Annotated in this window: 14 protein-coding genes; 5 read left to right on the forward strand and 9 right to left on the reverse strand. The window is 62.9% G+C overall.

Going from position 1 to position 17,161, the window contains the following annotated elements; all coding sequences use genetic code 11:
- Positions 1 to 282: 282 nt before the first annotated feature.
- The gene (locus U0C82_RS16765) at positions 283 to 1,059 is read right to left on the reverse strand and encodes an alpha/beta fold hydrolase (RefSeq protein ID WP_322188713.1); all 777 of its coding nucleotides are present in this window, start codon (positions 1,057 to 1,059) and stop codon (positions 283 to 285) included.
- 392 nt (positions 1,060 to 1,451) lie between these two features.
- Here U0C82_RS16765 and U0C82_RS16770 point away from each other — a divergent pair, with 392 nt between their 5' ends.
- The 4 genes from U0C82_RS16770 (at position 1,452) to U0C82_RS16785 (ending at position 4,264) form a co-directional block, all read left to right on the forward strand.
- A complete protein-coding gene (locus U0C82_RS16770; protein ID WP_322188715.1) occupies positions 1,452 to 1,775 on the forward strand; it encodes an EF-hand domain-containing protein in 324 nt (107 codons plus the stop codon).
- Between the two features lie 15 nt (positions 1,776 to 1,790).
- Positions 1,791 to 2,294, forward strand: a complete 504-nt coding sequence (locus U0C82_RS16775) for a hypothetical protein (protein WP_322188717.1) — start codon at positions 1,791 to 1,793, stop codon at positions 2,292 to 2,294.
- Between the two features lie 439 nt (positions 2,295 to 2,733).
- The gene (locus U0C82_RS16780; protein WP_322188719.1) at positions 2,734 to 3,249 is read left to right on the forward strand and encodes a hypothetical protein; all 516 of its coding nucleotides are present in this window, start codon (positions 2,734 to 2,736) and stop codon (positions 3,247 to 3,249) included.
- Between the two features lie 229 nt (positions 3,250 to 3,478).
- Positions 3,479 to 4,264: a PRC-barrel domain-containing protein gene (locus tag U0C82_RS16785; RefSeq protein WP_322188721.1), complete on the forward strand. Its 786-nt coding sequence runs from the start codon at positions 3,479 to 3,481 to the stop codon at positions 4,262 to 4,264.
- A gap of 860 nt (positions 4,265 to 5,124) precedes the next feature.
- Here the strand turns inward: U0C82_RS16785 and U0C82_RS16790 are convergent.
- The 8 genes from U0C82_RS16790 to U0C82_RS16825 form a co-directional block, all read right to left on the reverse strand.
- A complete protein-coding gene (locus tag U0C82_RS16790) occupies positions 5,125 to 6,090 on the reverse strand; it encodes a L,D-transpeptidase family protein (RefSeq protein ID WP_322188723.1) in 966 nt (321 codons plus the stop codon).
- A gap of 515 nt (positions 6,091 to 6,605) precedes the next feature.
- On the reverse strand, positions 6,606 to 7,880 hold the full coding sequence (locus tag U0C82_RS16795) for a benzoate/H(+) symporter BenE family transporter (RefSeq protein WP_322188725.1): 1,275 nt from the start codon (positions 7,878 to 7,880) through the stop codon (positions 6,606 to 6,608).
- A 78-nt stretch (positions 7,881 to 7,958) separates the two neighbouring features.
- Positions 7,959 to 8,765 (reverse strand): enoyl-CoA hydratase/isomerase family protein, encoded by an 807-nt coding sequence (locus tag U0C82_RS16800; protein ID WP_322188727.1) that lies wholly within the window; start codon positions 8,763 to 8,765, stop codon positions 7,959 to 7,961.
- A gap of 28 nt (positions 8,766 to 8,793) precedes the next feature.
- Positions 8,794 to 10,350, reverse strand: a complete 1,557-nt coding sequence (locus tag U0C82_RS16805; protein ID WP_322188729.1) for an AMP-binding protein — start codon at positions 10,348 to 10,350, stop codon at positions 8,794 to 8,796.
- Positions 10,343 to 10,852: a (2Fe-2S)-binding protein gene (locus tag U0C82_RS16810; RefSeq protein WP_322188731.1), complete on the reverse strand. Its 510-nt coding sequence runs from the start codon at positions 10,850 to 10,852 to the stop codon at positions 10,343 to 10,345. Before U0C82_RS16810 ends, U0C82_RS16805 begins: the two co-directional genes overlap by 8 nt.
- On the reverse strand, positions 10,840 to 11,670 hold the full coding sequence (locus U0C82_RS16815) for an FAD binding domain-containing protein (protein ID WP_322188733.1): 831 nt from the start codon (positions 11,668 to 11,670) through the stop codon (positions 10,840 to 10,842). Before U0C82_RS16815 ends, U0C82_RS16810 begins: the two co-directional genes overlap by 13 nt.
- On the reverse strand, positions 11,667 to 14,636 hold the full coding sequence (locus U0C82_RS16820) for a xanthine dehydrogenase family protein molybdopterin-binding subunit (RefSeq protein WP_322188735.1): 2,970 nt from the start codon (positions 14,634 to 14,636) through the stop codon (positions 11,667 to 11,669). Before U0C82_RS16820 ends, U0C82_RS16815 begins: the two co-directional genes overlap by 4 nt.
- Positions 14,637 to 14,723: 87 nt before the next feature.
- Positions 14,724 to 15,587 (reverse strand): AraC family transcriptional regulator, encoded by an 864-nt coding sequence (locus U0C82_RS16825; RefSeq protein WP_322188737.1) that lies wholly within the window; start codon positions 15,585 to 15,587, stop codon positions 14,724 to 14,726.
- Between the two features lie 390 nt (positions 15,588 to 15,977).
- Between U0C82_RS16825 and U0C82_RS16830 the strand changes: the two genes are divergently transcribed.
- The gene (locus tag U0C82_RS16830) at positions 15,978 to 17,159 is read left to right on the forward strand and encodes a LysR family transcriptional regulator (protein WP_322188739.1); all 1,182 of its coding nucleotides are present in this window, start codon (positions 15,978 to 15,980) and stop codon (positions 17,157 to 17,159) included.
- The last annotated feature ends 2 nt before the right edge of the window (positions 17,160 to 17,161 follow it).

The following is a 17,161-nucleotide window of genomic DNA, read 5'->3' on the forward strand; positions in this document are numbered from 1 at the left end:
GCTTGGAACGGGCGGTGACGGCGCGCGGGAATGGGCGATTGGCTCGGCGTCTGGAAGGAATTGGCTCACCAACGCGATGCCAAGCCAATGGGGTTCCAGCTTCGGTATACGTGTTCGGTATCACGCCTGACGGCGGATCTGGTCGAGACAATTGTTGAGAACGCCCTCACCAAGCCCATACGTCACTTGGCGATGCCGGTGTTCGTTTCATGCCTGTCGAGACCGGCAGCTTTCGGCTTCGATCAGACGCGGGCGGCGAGAGCAGCCGTTTCAGAGACCGGACTATCCGGTTTCTTCGAGAATGAGCCGGATCGTTTCCTCCGGCTGATCCCACATCGGGAAATGCCCGCATTGTTCAAACCAGTGCAGCTTTGCGGACGGAAACGCTTTCGTCGCTCGAGCCGCCTGACGTGGAAGACACAGACGATCCTGCCGACCCCATCCAATGACCACAGGTCGGGACGAGAATGCTGCGGGTCCTTCCTGTCCGGGAGCCGAGGCAAGGTCACGCACGAGCGCATCGAAGGTCTTCGTCGTGGCAAAGCTCTTCAGTTCCGCCGCCACCATCTCTCCATCCAGCTTGGAGGGACGCGCCGACAATTGTGCCAGAAGCATGCTCCGGGAAAGAGCGGATCGGGAAAGGGTCGGAAGTGCAGGCTCCAGGCCACGCACGAGCCGGATCGACGCAGCAAGCGTCGAGCGGAAATAGGTTCTTTCCCATCCCTGCCAGAACCCGCCGGGATCGAGCGCGATCGTCGCTCCAGCTTTTCCGCGACGTGCCATTTCGAGAACGATCCGTGCCCCGAGCGAGCTTCCGACGATGTCCACCCCAACCAGATCGTTTTCGACAATGAACGTCTCGACACTGTCCGCAAGCCCCGCGAACGTATCGCTGGTGGCATCCGCTGGCGTATCGCCGTGCCCCGGCAGATCCAGAGCGAGAACGTCCCGTGAGGCGGAGAGGGCGGGGAGGATCGTCGACCACGACCGCCAGGAGCCGCCGAGGCCGTGTACGAGAAGCAGCGGCGGGCCGGAGCCATGACGAGTGCAATTGAGCATTTTAGCTTTTCCTTCATTCGACCAGATGGTGGAACCTCATCTAGCGCCGGGCTGCGCCTACGAAACCCATGCGCGGACCCGCGCTTCGATCCCCGTGCCGGTCGCTTCCCGCAACGGGGTTCCGGAACAGCGATCTCGGCGGGACCGAGATTTCCTGTCAGGCCGCCTCGAGAACTCCAGCGACGACCAGATCCCATACTCTTTGAATTGTTGCGCTGGATGCGGCGGTCCGTCAGGGAAACGTTCGACACGCGTGGCGACGCACCAAATCACCTTTCCCAAACATTACATTTTCAAAATGGTGGAACGGACAATATCCGCATCGCTTAACTCTGCAAGGTCGCATGATGCGGCTGCAATCTGATTAATTACGATCAATCTAGGAGTTCCCGATGACTAATCGTATCACGACGTTCATCTCCGCCGCTGCTTTCAATCTCGCAATCGGAAGCGGTGCAGCCTTCGCGCAGGAAGCTTATTCTGATTGGGATACTGACGGCACCGCCGGTATCAACCAGGAAGAGTTCAACACGGGCTTCGGTGAAGGCGGCGTCTATGACTCCTGGGACGCGAACAGCGACGGCTCGCTGACCGAAGACGAGTTCAACGCTGGCGTTTATGATGGCTACGATGCCGATGACAGCGGCGCCCTCGAAGAGCCCGAGTTCGGCGATGTCGGCGACGACATGGGCGATGGCGGCTTCTTCGACGTCTAAGATCGCTGACCTTTCATGTTTTGCCTCTCCTGGCGGCTCGAGGCCGCCGGGATTTTGAAAAGCTCCCTTATCTCGTACCGAGGAAACATCATTATGAAAAAGACACTTCTCACCGCCGCCGTCCTCGCATTCGGTATTTCGCCTGTGATGGCTCAGACAAGCGATTCCGGCACGTCATCGCCGGACGCGGCGACCAGCGACAGTGCCGCCGCAACGTCGGGCGACAGCACGTCGTCGTCGATGTCGACCGAGGACATGGTCGCATCGCAGGAAAAGGTCCTGGGTGCTCTGGAAAAGGCCGGATATGAGGACGCATCGATCATGGACGCGGCCTACATGGTTCAGGCCAAGACCCCCGATGGCGAGCAGGTTCTCATGATGATCGACACCAGCGGTCGCGTCATGGGCGCCCAGAAGGCACCGTCGGCCGGCAGCACGGCATCGCCGCACTCCGGCAACAGCAACAGCGGCGCGACGTCCGGCTCCAATGACAACTCGACGACAGAGCCCAGCAACTGATCTCCTGATGCTGTATCCTTGTCTCTCCTGTCGTTAGAGTGACGGCCGGCGTGTCGAAAGACGCGCCGGCTTTTTCATGCCGACAGGTCTGTCTGTCTGTTTCGGACGTGCAATCGAGCGTGTGTGAAGATCATGGGTCGGGGTCCTCGTCTCGGTTGCCATGTGTTCCTGCGAAGGACGTCTTCATTAAATTTCAGAATTCTTGGAACAGGCGCCGATTCATAGGGTTGGCTTAGTACATGTTTTCGAAGTGACCGATCGTTGCTGGTCGTTCGAAAGGGTTTGGTTTCCGTGGAGGGAACCAGACCAAGGCGGAGACGGGGAACGAAACAGGCGCTGCGCTCTCCTCGGAGCGTCCCTCCCTTTCTCGCCGATCGATTGCGCGGACCCCATCGGGTTCGCCGCTTTCATGCATCGAAACATTCAAAAGGAGGACATCATGAAGTTCCTGTTTTCGACCGCCACAGCGCTTGCGCTTTTCGTCTCCCCGGTTTTCGCCCAGGACCCATCGCAGGCACCCGCCGCGCAGACGGATGCGCAGTCGAGCGGCTCGGCGTCGAGCGCCGATGACCGGATGGCCCGCGACAGCGCGATGGAGAGCGCCAAGGGCGCCGGCATGTCCGATGTCACGGTCGTCGAACGCGCTTTCGTTCTCCAAGGCACCAACGCCGCCGGCAATCCGGTGTTCATGATCGTCGATCCGCCCGGTGCACTCCTCGGCATCGGCGCGCCGATCGCAGTCGCTGCTACGAGCCCGGGATCATCGGATGCATCGCGCAGTGCGGACGCGGAAACGGCGGACGGCACCGCGAAGACCGTCGAGGAAATGGCCGGCGAGCCGGCGCAGACCGGGTACATGGCCACGCAGACCGATCCGGCCTCGCCGCAGATGTGGGATCCGATGATGGTCGAGCAGCAGATGCGCGATCTCGGCCTCGACAAGCCCGCGCAGTAACTCCCAAATCCCGAGAGGTCACCGCATCGTAAGCCGATCGGGACCAAGGAAGCGGGCATGACGATGATCCTTCCGTCATGCCTGCGCGTCTTGAGCGCGGAAACGGTCGAAAAGCCGCGTCCGTTTGGCCGCCCGGTCGCGTTCGAACCTCTTCGAACCAGCGACCATTCGACGGGGAGCACGATGCGGTGCGTTCCGGAAAACCCCTGCAACTCAAAGGAAACACATCATGCTGTTCCATCGAAACCCCGCTTTACTCGGCATCGTCGCGGCTGCTTCGCTGACGGTGGCCTGCCTTCCTACAGCCGAGGCGCAGGATGACGGATCCAGCGGCACCGCAGGCTCGGCGTCGTCCGAACGAAGCGACGAGCCGGACACGTCCGTCGCGGCGCTGGCAGGCTTCGATATCGAAAACTATGCCGACGGCTTCACCGCCGAGGGGCTTCTCGACGAAGATGTGCAGGGGACCGACGGAGAGCCGATCGGCGAGGTCCTGAATATTGTCGTTGGCGGGAACGGCGTCATCGATCGTGTGATCATCAATTCCGATGGGTTTCTCGGTATTGGCGAGACGGTCATCTCGATCCCCTTCGACAGGTTGGACCTGACACCCGGCACCGATGGGGTGACGGCCGCGATCGAAGAGGATGACACGGACGCCTACTCGATCTTCGGAGAAGGCGATGGCAACGGCGTTTCGAAAGACAGCTACCGCGTATCTGCGATGATGGGTGACGACGTCGTCCTGAACGACGGCACCGACTACGGATATCTCGCGGATCTCGCCTTCGACCAGAAGGGTACGTTGCAGGCCGTCATCGTGCAGCCGGATATCGCCTTCGAAGCCGACGGCTACTATGCCTATCCGTTCACGGGATATGGCGTCCAAGCATATGAGTTTACGCCCTACGCATCAGAGTACACGCTTCCCTACGCCAAAGGCGACGTCGAGCAGACCGACCCGTTCGATTACGACGAATTCCAGGAAAACTCCGCGCTTGCCGGCTCCGGCTGAACCACCCGATGTAACCAGATTGGCAGATCACGCGATTTGATCGGGCAGCGTTGGACATACGCCGTGACGCTGGGCTGAAGTTCGACGTGGTCTGTCAACCATCCGGCTCGAACGGCAATGGTGGTCGCGCTCCCGTGGCCACAAATGTCCCACACAACATCGCGGGCGAACGAAGCAGGTATGAATAAAGACTGATCCGAAGGTCTTTCGCGTCACGATTCCCATGTCGGGGTGCAAACCTCTCGTCTGCGACCATCCAATCGGCTCGATGATAATCTGTCCGGGGTGGCACCGGTGTAGCTGCCTTGGGGATGAACCCAACCCTCTGTTGCGCGGCAGAGTTCGCGGATGGGTCTTGTGGCGCCCTCATGGCGTGGAAAACGCTGCACGGTTGCCGCTCGACGATGGGGTTCGACTGGGCAGAACCGATCGGAATTGGGTCTGGGTTGCGGAACCGAGGGACCGGGAACCCGGCGCCTTTTCTCCTTCCGGATCTCGGCGGCCTCCACTCTTTCGTCACCCCCCCGCGATCGTCGAGGGTGACGCTCTCACCCCTCTTCAGCGTCGGAGCCAGCTGGGTCTCAGCACAGGTGACGCATGCAGCCCGGTAGAACTCACTCCTTGTCGATGATTCAATGTCGCGTCAGGCGCGACGCTGACCTGCGTCCACGAGGGCAGCCTCCCGCGCGACCGAAGATCCGATGGATATCGGCAACCGAACGTGCATCACACCGGCGGGAAGCGAACGATTGAGTGCAACAGCGCATCATCCTCGATTCCGGCAATCTTTCACGATAGTCCAGGCCGGATCTGCTCCGCAGCCGCGACATGTCGGGGAAACAGGCTCGAATATCGCGGTCTCAGTCGACGAATTCGACGTCGATTCCGGTCTCCACAAGTTCAGCCAGTTCCCTGGCGTCCCAATTGGTCAGCCGCACGCAACCGTGCGACGCAGCCTTGTCGATCTTGGCCGGCTCGTAGGTGCCATGAATGCCGTAGGTCGGCTCCGACAGGTCGATCCAGACGTTGCCGACAGGGTTGTTGGGACCCGGAGCGATCGTCAGCTGCTCATCATTGTCGCCCTGCTGGAAGTTCTCGCTCGGGCGATACGAATAGGTCGGGTCTATGGCAATCGCCTTGATCTGGTGCGTGCCCTCGGGGGACGGATTCTCTTCGCTGCCGATCGTCGCGGGATAGGCAAGGATCAGCCTGTCGTCCTCGTCATAGGCGCGGATCTGGGCGCGGTCCTTGTCAGCCTCGATGCGGTCGATCGTGACGCCCGTCCGCGCATCGCCGATGTCGGCCACGAGGATGGTCGTGCCCTCGGTCAACTCCTTGCTGTCGTTCAAGGCCTTGAACAATTCGATATCCATATGGTGACGTTCGGCCAGCATCTCCTCGATGCTGGTGAAGCCCACCGACTCGAGTTCGGCCAACTCTTCGTAATCGCTGGGGATTTCGTCGATGAAATCCCGGTCGGTATCGCTCGCGGTGATCTCGTACTCGACCAACAGATCGGCGTTCTTCTCGCCGCCCAGCAGTTCCCAGACCTCTTCGTCGAGTTCGCCGTCGACCGTCAGGTCGTTCATCGTCTCATAAGCCGAAAGCGCCTTGGTGAGGTTCTCGCCGTTGTAACCATCGATGACTCCCGGCGACACATGGGACCGGTCGAGCAGGATCTGAGCCTTGATCATCACCGGATTGAGGTCGCCTGCAGCGACGTCCGATCGCTCGGCCAGCTTGGCCCCGTTCACATCGTCTCTGGTGATCGCAGCGGCCAAGGTTGATGTGGGCCATGCGCAGGAGAGTGCCAACAGTCCACTCATCACAGTTTTCGGTAACTTGCCCACGTCAATCTCCTCGGAAATGGTGTCCGCCGATATCCGAGCACAGAGCCCCGCATTGAATCGGCCATGGAGGAGATCCCTTCGTGTGGAACTGGAGATTCCCCGCCGTCTAATAAGGCAACGGGATGAATTGGCTTCCGTTCCAGTCGTTCCGCCTGAGGAAGTTGCCGAACCGCCGACCAGCTTGCAGGCGAAACGACCCTCCCGCTGAGCGAGATGAACCTGACGAAGGGCTTTGACGCTCGCCCGGCCGGAAGCTCCGCTGGCCCGTGAACGCTCGGTGTCTGATTACCGACAGACGCACATCAGTATCGGTTTACCGCGGTTGCGGCCGGAATCGGATCGGCCGGTATGTGACGGCAAGACGCAAACGAACGGGCGCTTGAACGAGCGCTGGCTCGTTCCGTCGAAATCATCCAGCATCGCCAAACGAATGCCGCGCCTGAGCGCGATGGCTCGGGCGCGGCGTTCGTTCGATGTTGGAAACCGATGTGTCAGGCGACCGAGCTCGCACCGACGCTCGCAGAACCGTCGTCTTTGGAAACGGCCGGTTTCTCGACGAGCATGGAGACGGTCGCGCCGATAAGCAGCGCCCAGAACGGAGCGCTGATTCCCAGGATCGAGATGTTCGACATGGCGATGATCAAAGCGACGAAGGCGCCGATCTGATAGCCCGCAGCCTTCGAGAAGGCCGACTGGAACGCCATGACGAGGACATTGATCATCGCAAGACCGGCCACGGCGCCGATCAGTGGTCCGGGAAGCATCAGGATCAGCGGCACGACCGCGCCGGCGAAAATACCGAAGGCTGCAAAGAGCACCCCGTTGACGACGGTCGCGGCGTAGCGGCCGTCCCGATTTTCGCCGGCCTGGTCCGAAGAACAGATGGCGGTCATCGGACCGGCAATGTTGGCGTTGTGGCCGCCGAGGAAGCCGGCAAGGATCCCTCCGACGCCGGATATGATGGTCATGGCATTGACCGGCGCTTTGTATTTCTCGGCGAGGAGAACGCCGGTCGCCTGGGCGTTCTCGGCACCTACGACGAGGATCGCGAGCGGTATGGCGATGGCCAGGAAGGCGTCGATCGAGAACGTCGGCGCGGTGAATTCCGGCAGCACGAACCTGATGCCGGCGTCGCTCCCCCCAAACGACCCCATGACGGCGGCGGCGACCAGCCCGACGACCAGGGCCGACAGAACCGGCGGGACGGCTTTCAGGAAGCGCATGGACAGGAAGAAGGCGACCACCGCCGCGCCGACGACGATCGGAAGTGCGGAAACGGCGTTGACGGCGCCGATCCCGAACCGGATCAGGGCTCCGGCAATCATCGCCATCACGATCGGCATCGGCAGCCAACGCATGACCTTTCCGATCAGCCCGGTGACACCGAGGATGAGGACGATAATGCCGGCCATGATGAACGCGCCGACAGCCTGATCGAACGGAAACACCGCCAGCGAACCGGCGACGAGCGCTGCCCCCGGGATCGAATAGGCGCCGGTGATCGGCACCTTGTAGTAAAGACCCATCAAGAGGCTGATCAGGCCGCCGAGGCCGTAGATCGCGAGCAACCAGGCGACGGTCTGGCCGTTCGTCAAGCTGCCGGCGTCGGCTGCGCCGATCACGATCAGCGCCGGTCCCGAGCAGCCGAAGATCGCAGCGACGAGCCCGGCGCTTGCCGTCTTCAGATTGATATTGCCTGTCAGATCTCGAAGTCCGGCACCGATGCCGGGGCCGGGCTCGATGAGCCCGTGCTTTCCAGTTTCCATAATGTCCTCCCTGTGTTGAACGTGACCCCCCCCGGTTCCTCGCCTTTTGGGGTTTCACGCGAATTGATGGCGATGCGCTCAGCGTCCGGTGAAGCTTGCCTTGCGCTTCTCGTGGAAGGCTTCGACGCCTTCCTTGAAGTCATCCGACTGGCGCAGACGGCTGTAGTTCAGCCCCTCGATCTCGATCGCGGTGGTCAAGAGGGCGTCTTCGGTATCGTTGAGCAGTTTCTTGGCGGTGCGCTGGGCGAGCGGGGAAAATTCCAGAAGCTCGTCGACGAGCGCATCGACCGTGGCTTCCAGCTCTCCGTCCTCGACGCACTCGGTCGCGATGCCCCAATCGTACGCCGTGCGACCGGGAATGCGTTTGGAGCGCATCACGATATCCTTGGTCCGCGTGACGCCGACGATTTTCTGCAACCGCGCCGAGCCGCCCGAACCGGGAATCTGGCCGAGCTTCTGTTCCGGCAGCGCGTAGCGACAGGTCTCCGAGACGATGCGGAAATCGCAGGCAAGCGAGATTTCGAACCCGACGCCGAACGTGTAGCCGCGATTGGCAGCGATCACCGGCTTGGAGCAGCGGGCCGGAGCCGCGACATTCCAGGCGAGCTTCGAGACGTGTTCGGGACTTGCTTCCATGAAGCCCCTGATGTTGCCGCCGGAAGAGAAATGCTCGCCGGTGCCTGACAGGACGATGATCCGTACATCGGCGTCTTCGTCGAGAGCCTCGAAGACGAGGCGCAACTGATCGCGCGCCTCCATCGAGATGACGTTGAGCGGCGCGCGATCGAGGATCACATCGGCGCGTCGTTTGTCCGCTGAGATTTCGACGCGAAAGCCGTCGAGTTCGGACAGGCGCGGATCTGTGAAGGTGTAGGTCTTGCTCATGGCTGGACGGGTCTTTCGGAAAATTGAATCAGGAGAGTGCGGTCTGACGTTCCGCGTGCGAACCGGCCTCTACGGCGTATTCGCCAGCGACGAGCTTGCGGCGCAGGAGCTTGCCGACCGGCGATTTGGGAATGTCTTCGACGAAGACGTAGGCTCGAGGGCGACGGAAATTGGCGAGGCCCGAGGTCTTGCAGTGGGCGTCGAGATCGTCGACCTCGACCGGGGCCGAACGCTTGACGAAGGCGGTCACGATCTTGCCCCAGCGCTCGTCCGGCAGGCCGACGACTGCGACCTCGACGACATGCGGATGAAGTGACAGGCAGCTTTCGACCTCGACAGGCGAAACGTTCTCGCCGCCGGTGATGATCATGTCGTCGGCCCGGCCGGTGACGAAGAGGTCGCCGTCCTTGTCGAAGAAGCCGGTGTCTCCGGTGAAGTACCAGCCCTCGCGCAGAGATTTCTTGTCGGCTTCGGGCCTGTTCCAATAGCCCTCGAAGCTTTCGTCGCCTTGAAGTGCGACGATGATCTCGCCTTCTTCGTCCACCTTGGCCGGCGTACTCGCATCCTTCGCTCCGAGCGGCACCACCCGCACCCGCTGATTGATCCCGGCGCGGCCCGCCGAGCCTGGCTTTGCCGGAGCGTTCTGATCGATGGTGAAGGTATAGACTTCCGAGGAGCCGTAGTGGTTGACGAATAGCTCGGGCTCGAACGCCTTCTGCAGCTTCGTCATCAGGCCGTCGGTCATCGAGGCGCCGGCAAAGCCGAGCTTTGTGACCGATGCGACCCTATCCTTCGCGAAGTTCTCATGGTGGAGGATGTCGTGATAAAGCGTCGGCACGAGATAGAGATTGGTAACGCTTCGTCTTTCGATCGTCGCGAGCGCGCCTTCGACATCAAAGCGCGGAAGGCAGACGAAATTACCGCCGATGACGGAACTCGCCAGAAGCGAGCGCACCCCCATGGTGTGGTAGAGCGGCATGACCCCCAGGGTGCATTCGCCGTGCCGGTAAAGGTTCTGCGCCACATGGGCGATCGCTGCAGCGCGCTCGGCATGGTGACGACGTGGCACGCCCTTCGGCTTGGACGTCGTCCCGGATGTGTAGAGCATCAGCGACCAGTCGTCGGCTTTCGCCCGTGGCGAGGCGTCGGGTGCGGACGCCTCCATCATCGCGCTGAGGGACTGGATGCCATCCGCAGCTTCGCCGAGCGTGAGCCGAGGCAGGTTCGCAGCCTTGTTCGATTGCGCGACGGCACCGGCCGTGATCGCCTCGAAGACGACGAGCTTGGCCTCGGCATCCTCGATCGTAAAGTCGATCTCCTCGGGTTTTGCCCGCCAGTTGAGCGGCGTCACGATCAGTCCGGCAAGTTGGCAGGCCCAATGCAGGGAAGCGTTCTCCCAGCGATTTTGCAGGATAGTCAGGACGTGGTCGCCGGGTTTCAGACCGATCTCGTCGAGACCGGCGACAAGGGCCGACACCTTGCCGAACCAGACCTCGTAAGTGAGTTCCAGGTCGCCATCGCAGATCGCGAGAGCCGTCGGGTCGCGCTCGACGCTTGCGATGAAGCTGGTTCCAAGATCAAGCATGGGCAAGTTCCTCCTTCAAGTGCCGTTGGGCGGCGAGCGCTGCCTTGACGATCGGCGCATAACCCGTGCAGCGGCAGAGATGGCCGGACAGGTGTTCGCGGATGTTCTTTTCGCTCGCATCGGGATTTCGGGAGAGGAGCGCGTCGAGGCTCATCAGGATGCCGGCGGTGCAGAAGCCGCATTGGAGCGCGAAGTGCTCGCGGAACGCCGCCTGGAGCGGGGACAGTTCGCCGGGACGAGGTTCGATCCCCTCGACGGTTCGGATATCCGCACCTTCGGCCTGCGCCGCGACCATCAGACAGGCGCGTGACGGCTCGCCATCGATCTGGACGGTGCAGGCGCCGCAAACCCCGTGCTCGCAACCGACATGGGTGCCGGTCGCGCCGACCGCATGGCGGATCAGGTCGGTCAGGAGCATACGGGGTTCGGCCCGTACGTTGACCTTGCGCCCGTTCAGCGTGAAGGCGATCTCGTGCGTCGTGTCTTTCGTCAGCTTCGGCATTGGATAGCCTCCTCCACAGTGCGCCGCCCGAGTTCGCGAACCAAATCGCGGCGGTAGCGTGCGCTCGCGTGCAGATCGTCCCGAGCGTTGAGGCTCCAGGCGAATTCGTTGAGCTGGTCGTCGAAACCGGGATCGGACGGATCCGGCAGCGCGACAGCCTGCGGGATATCGGCGACGCCGCCGACCGCGAGGCGAACCGCGCCACCCGGTTTTGCGACCGCCGCGCAGGCGACGATGGCGAAGTCGCCATGACGGCGGGCGATCTCTCGAAAGGCCGTTCCCGTTCCTATCGCATGGGTGGGAAAACTGATCGCCTCGATCATCTCGCCGGGACCGACCGCAGTCGCCATCATGCCGAGGAAGAAGTCGGCGGCTGACAGAACGCGTTTGGCCTTTTTCGAGCGCAGCCGCACCTCGCCACCGAGGGCGAGGAGAGCGAGGGGCAATTCCGCACTCGGATCGGCATGGGCGAGCGAACCGCAGACGGTGCCGCGGGAGCGGATCTGGGCGTGCCCGACCCATGGCAACATCGCGGCAACGAGCGGCAGCATGCCGGAAAGCGGTGCCCATCGTTCCAGCGCGACCTGACGCACGCCCGCGCCGATCTCGATCCGGCCTTTCGCCTCCGAGATCCGGTCGAGCCCCCTGATATGCATTACATCGACGAGGATCGCAGGGCGCGCGAGGCGCATGTTGAGCATCGGAACCAACGATTGCCCCCCCGCGATGACGCGGGCTTCGTCACCGCCTTCGGCAAGCGCGCTCAAAGCCTCATCCAGCGATTCGGCGCGCACATAATCGAACGGAGCCGGTTTCATGCGCCACCTCCGATCATCGCTCGCAGACGCGCAAGAAGACCGTTGCCCGGGACGCTGGTGCCGCCGGCATGGTTCGCGAGGGCCTTGAAGAACTGGCCGATGACGACACGCGCCGCGCCGTCGAGCAGACGCCCGCCGACGGAGGCGACCTTGCCGCCAATTCCCGCTTCGTAGGTATACGAAATCAATGTTTTGCCGGAGCCTGCATCGCTCAGCGTGATCCGGCCCTCGCCTTCGCCGAAACCCAGTGCGCCCGTCGTCTTGCCGCGAAGGGTGACGGCGTTCGGCGGGTCGAGATCGAAGAGTTCGATGTCGGCCTTGTAGCGGCCTTTCACCGGGCCCACGCCGAGGGTCACGTCGGCCAAGAAATGGGTGTCGGACGCCTTGCGCACCCCGTGCGAGCCGGGAATGATGGCATCGAGCGTGTTCGGGTCGAGCAGCATCGCCCAGACCTTCTCGCGGTGCGCTGCAACCGTTGCCGAGCCTTCGCCGGTCAGCTTTCGCGGGCCGGCCCGCTTCGAGCTGTCGTTCCCGCGCGGCGGGTTCTTGGCTTGCGGCTCGTCGTCGGCGATCAGTTCCCTTATCCGCGATGGGGTCAGCGGCAGGGTGAGATTTTCCGCCCCGATCGCGTCGGCGACCGCGTTTGCGATGCAGGCCGGCGTCGACATGCAGTTGCCCTCGCCGACGCCCTTCGCGCCGAGCGGTGTGAAGGGCGAGGGTGTTTCGTGATGGAGGATCAGGGGTTCGGGAACTTCCATCACGGTCGGGATCAGATAGTCGGCGAGCGTTCCGGACCGGAAGCTTCCGTCCGCGCCATAGGCATATTCTTCCAGAAGCGCCGCGCCGAGCGCATGAGCGAACCCGCCGCGCACCTGACCATCGACCATGGCCGGATGAAGGATCGTGCCGCAATCGTGCATCGTCACGTAGCGGTCGATCCGGGCTTCGCCGGTCTTCGGATCGATTTCGATCCCGCAAAAATCGAAGATGAAACCGTGGCACAGCGAGGAGTTGACCTCGTCTGCGGCGTTCGGAGCCGAGAGTTCGTCCGGCGTCCAGAACACGGTCTCGCGGATCGTCTGATCGACGGTATCGGGCAGGGTCCCGGGTGCCCAATGGGCGGCTGCGGCAACACGCGGGAAGGAGACCGAATTGTCCGGGTTCTTGATCGAGGACGCCCGTCCGCCTGCGAATGCGATATCCTCCGGCGCAGTGTTGAGCTTGCCGGCCGCGACCTTCGCGAGCTTTGCCTGTAACCGGTCCGCCGCGAGTTTGGCCGCTCCGGCCACGGCCGGCGCGAAACGGCTGGAATAGTTGCCCGACGCGATAGACCATGCGTCCCGGCCCGTGTCGACGTCCGCGACGACCGACACCGCACCCGGTTCCAGTCCCAATGCATCGGCGACGACCTGCGCCAGCACGGTGCGGTGCCCCTGACCCTGAGGCACCGAGGCAACCTTCACCGACACCGAACCAAGAGGATCGATCGCGATGGTCGCCGTTGCCTGCGCGCCGTTCTTCGGGCCGGCCCTTTCGCGCTCTTCGGGCGTCAGGACGGAGGTGATGTATCCCATGTTGGAGACGCTCGGCTCGATCACGGCGGCAAATCCGATACCGTAGATGCGCCCCTCGGACCGGGCCGACTTGCGCCGCTCGATCAGTTCGGCGAGACCGCCCTCGGTGATCGCGCGATCGAGCACGGTCTCGTAATCGCCGGAGTCGAGGAGCGAACCCATCGCCGTGCGGTAGGGAAAGGCATCGGCGGGAACGAGGTTGCGCCGAATGACCGCCACGGGATCGAGACACAGTTCCCACGCGATCTTCTGCATCAGGCGTTCGAGAGGAAAGTAGATCTGCGGTCCGCCGAAGCCGCGGTTGAGGCCGGTCGGCGTCTTGTTGGTGAGGACGATGCGATTGCGGATCGAGACGTTCTCGATCGCGTAGGCCCCGGTCATGTTGCCGTGCATGCGGTAGAGGGTCGCCGGTTCTGGGGCTCTCAGATGAGCTCCGCAATCTTCCAGCTGATCCCAGGCGAGCGCCGTGATCCGGCCATCGGCCTCGACCGCAGCTTCCAGCTTCGTGACGCGGTTCGTCGCCGAAACCGAGGCGGAGAGATGTTCGAGCCGATCCTCGATCCATTTGACCGGGCGGCCGGCGATGCGCGCAGCCACCCCCATCAGGATCATATAGGGAAACACGCCTTGCTTGATGCCGTAGCTGCCGCCGGAAGAGGGCGGCGTCTTCAGCCGCATGCGGTTGCCCGGCACGTTCAGGGCTCGGGCGACGACCGCATGGATCGAGAACGGTCCCTGGAAATTGGCTTCGATCTCGTAGGCGTCCTCGCCCGGATCGTAAGATGCGATGACGCCATAGGTCTCGATCGGGGTGCACGAATTGCGCGGATAGACGGTCTCGATGCCGATACGGTGGGGAGCCCGCGCGAACGCTTCCTCCGGTTCGCCATACGAGAACGAGCGTTCGTTGATAAGATTGGAGCCGAGCGAGGGATGGAGCACAGGGGCGTCGCTCGACAGCGCCGCGAGGGGCTCGACGACTGCGGCAAGCGTCTCGTAGTCGACGACGACACGCTCAGCGGCATCCTCGGCGAGATAGCGGTTCGTTGCCACCACGATCACGACCGGCTCTCCGACATATCGGACCCGGTCCGTGGCGATCGGCCAGCATTCCACGTTCGCCTTGACACCGACCGTCATCGATCGGGTCAGCCGCTTGATGTCCTCGCCGGTGATGACCGCGACGACGCCCTCGCTTTGCAACGCCTCGGCAAGATCGATCGAACGGATCGTTGCGTGACCGTGCGGCGAGCGGACGATCGCCGCATCGAGCGTTGTCGTGCTCGTCGCAAGATCATCGATGAAGCGGCCGCGGCCGGTCAGAAGCGCCGCGTCCTCGACACGCGGCACCGAGCGGCCGATCCAGCGATCGGTTGGCGGATTGATCGTCATTGAACCTCCCTGACACTCCTCCGAATGTCTTGATTGGGAGGTTAGGGACGGAAGGCCCCCGGGCGCGATCCCGAGGCGTCGCGCGACTTACCGAAGCGTCTCAAAATCGACGCTCTGCAATCGCGCGACATTGCGGAACGTCGATGGAGGCGAGCCGGCATGGTCGTGGAAGAAACGCGAGAAATGCGCCGGGACCGAAAAGCCGAGAGTCTGGGAGACGGACGTGAAACTGGCGGTTCCGTCGCTCACGGCGATCACCGCCCGCTCCAGGCGCAAGACGTTGAGGTAGACGCGCGGACTGACGCCGAGCGAAGCCTCGAACAAGCGGAAGAACTGAGCGCGCGACAGGCCGGACGCGACGGCGATACTGTTCATATCGGACACCGCGCCGGGATCGGCTTGCATCCACAGGACTGCCTTTCTGATTCGGGGATCGATGATCGCGGAGGCGGCGGCTCGCAGGGAGGAGGGCACGCCACGCCAATCGGCAAAGCGTTCGATCACCGCGATCATGAGGTCCGCCAGAAGGCGCTCGTGTTCGTCCGCGCCGCCTGGCTGATGAACCATCGCCTCGGCGAGCTGTCGGGTCAGCCTGCGAATTGCGGGGCTCGTCGCATCGACCGACCGCGTGAAGAAATCCGGAGCGCCGCTCGCCTTCCAGTTCGGGCGGAATTCACCGAGCCAGCGCGGCTCGATATAGAGCGCGAGGATGATCGTGGCGGGCTGGTTCTGGTGATGGGAGTAGGAATGAGGCTCCCACGCATTGATCAGGACGGCGCTCTCGTCCGTGAGAGGCACGATGCGATTGCCGACGGCAAACTGTGTATCGGCCCCCTCGACCTTGAGAAGAATGTGGCAGTGCGGGTGCGCGTGACGCACGAGGGGGCGATCCATGTCGAGAAGCGCAACACGGCCGAACGGTCCCCTGGCAAGTCTCAAAGCATTCGACATTGCCCGACGCTACCACGAGATCGCTCGGCGTGCACGGGCTCCGTATCGTGGCTGCCCGGGCAAACCGTCACCGATCGACGCAATTGCATCCGGCGGAACGGATCGGTTTCGCTTCGTGCATCGCACCGATAGCCAGCCTCAGGGGTAGCGCGTCGCCGCATCGAGTGATTCTCTTCCACATGGAGGTGACGCATGATGGGCTGGCGCTGTTCCCCTCTCTGTGCGAGCGGGTGGCGGCCTTTTGGGTGGCGGGCCGATATCAGCCGAATTCCGGTCGCGGCTGGATGAGAGTTCCGTGGCACAGGTCGGCTCATGCAGCTACCGCGGCGTTTGCCGAAACGGCTGTGAATATGCTGAACCTGGCGCGCATCAACGACGCGCTGCAGACACGTGCGGACACAAGCACGAAGATGCAGCCTGCTTGTCCTAGCCGACCGGGCTGACGACACGCGTGTCAGGACATTCTCATGGTCTTGCCCGGAACGCGTCTCCCTCCCTTGCGATAGCATGAAAGACATTCCAGGTAGCGTATGGGGAAGCGCCGGGGCCATACTGGCAGACGGGCGGACCTGCGCTTGCTCGATGCATGGAGACTGGGCAATGGAGCTTTACCTTCGATCTCTCAGGCCGGTGCAACTGCGGCTGGTCGCGGCCATCGAACGTCTCGGCAAGCTTAGCCTTGCCGCCCACGCTTGCGGCATGACCGTGCCGGCCGCCTCGCGGATGCTGTCCGAGATCGAAGGCAAGCTGGGCGTCGCGTTGTTCGAGCGGGACGCGAAGGGCATGACGCCCACGCCGCCCGGGAAGGTGCTGGGGCGTTGCGCCCTGAAGATCGTCCATGAGATCGACCAGATGGCGCATGACTTCATGGCCCATCACGACGGCGCGGCGGGCTCGGTGCGGATCGGCGCGGTGACGGGCGCGGCGCTGGCTGCCGTCATTCCCGCCACCCTTCAGATGAAGCAGAGGGCGCCTTTCCTGAAGGTGTCGCTGGATGTGTCATCCTCTTCGCGGTTGATGTGGGGGCTCGAGCGGGGCGAATTCGACTTTGCGATCTGCCGGGTTGCGCCCGGCGTCGACGCCCGCGAATTCGAGGTGTCGCCCGCTCGCGACGAGGCCGTTCTGCTGATGGTTCGCCGCCAGCATGCGCTGGCCCACCGCGACCGGCTGCTGCTTGCCGAGATCGCGGACCTTCCCTGGACCATGCAGGAGCAGGGCGCTCCGATCCGCCATGCCATCGAGATCGCCTTTCGCGGGGAGGGCGTGGACATGCCGCGCGATCTGATCGAGACCGCCTCGGTCGTGGCGATCATGGCGCTGCTGCGCGATTCCGATATCATTGCGGCGGTCACGCAGGAGGTTGCGGACCTGCTGTTGAGGCCGCCATTCTCCGCCGATCTGACGCTGTTGAAGACCCTCAAACCCATCATCATAGAGCCCTATCACGTCCTGCGCCCACGCGACCGGAGTCTTTCGGCGGGCGCGAAGCTGATGCTCTCGCTGGTCAAGACATTCCTCGATCAAAACGGCGTTACCAATTCTGGTAAGGAGGATGGGGACCAAATCAATTGATC

This window comes from Fulvimarina uroteuthidis, from assembly GCF_034321785.1.
GTDB classification, from domain to species: Bacteria; Pseudomonadota; Alphaproteobacteria; order Rhizobiales; family Rhizobiaceae; genus Fulvimarina; species Fulvimarina uroteuthidis.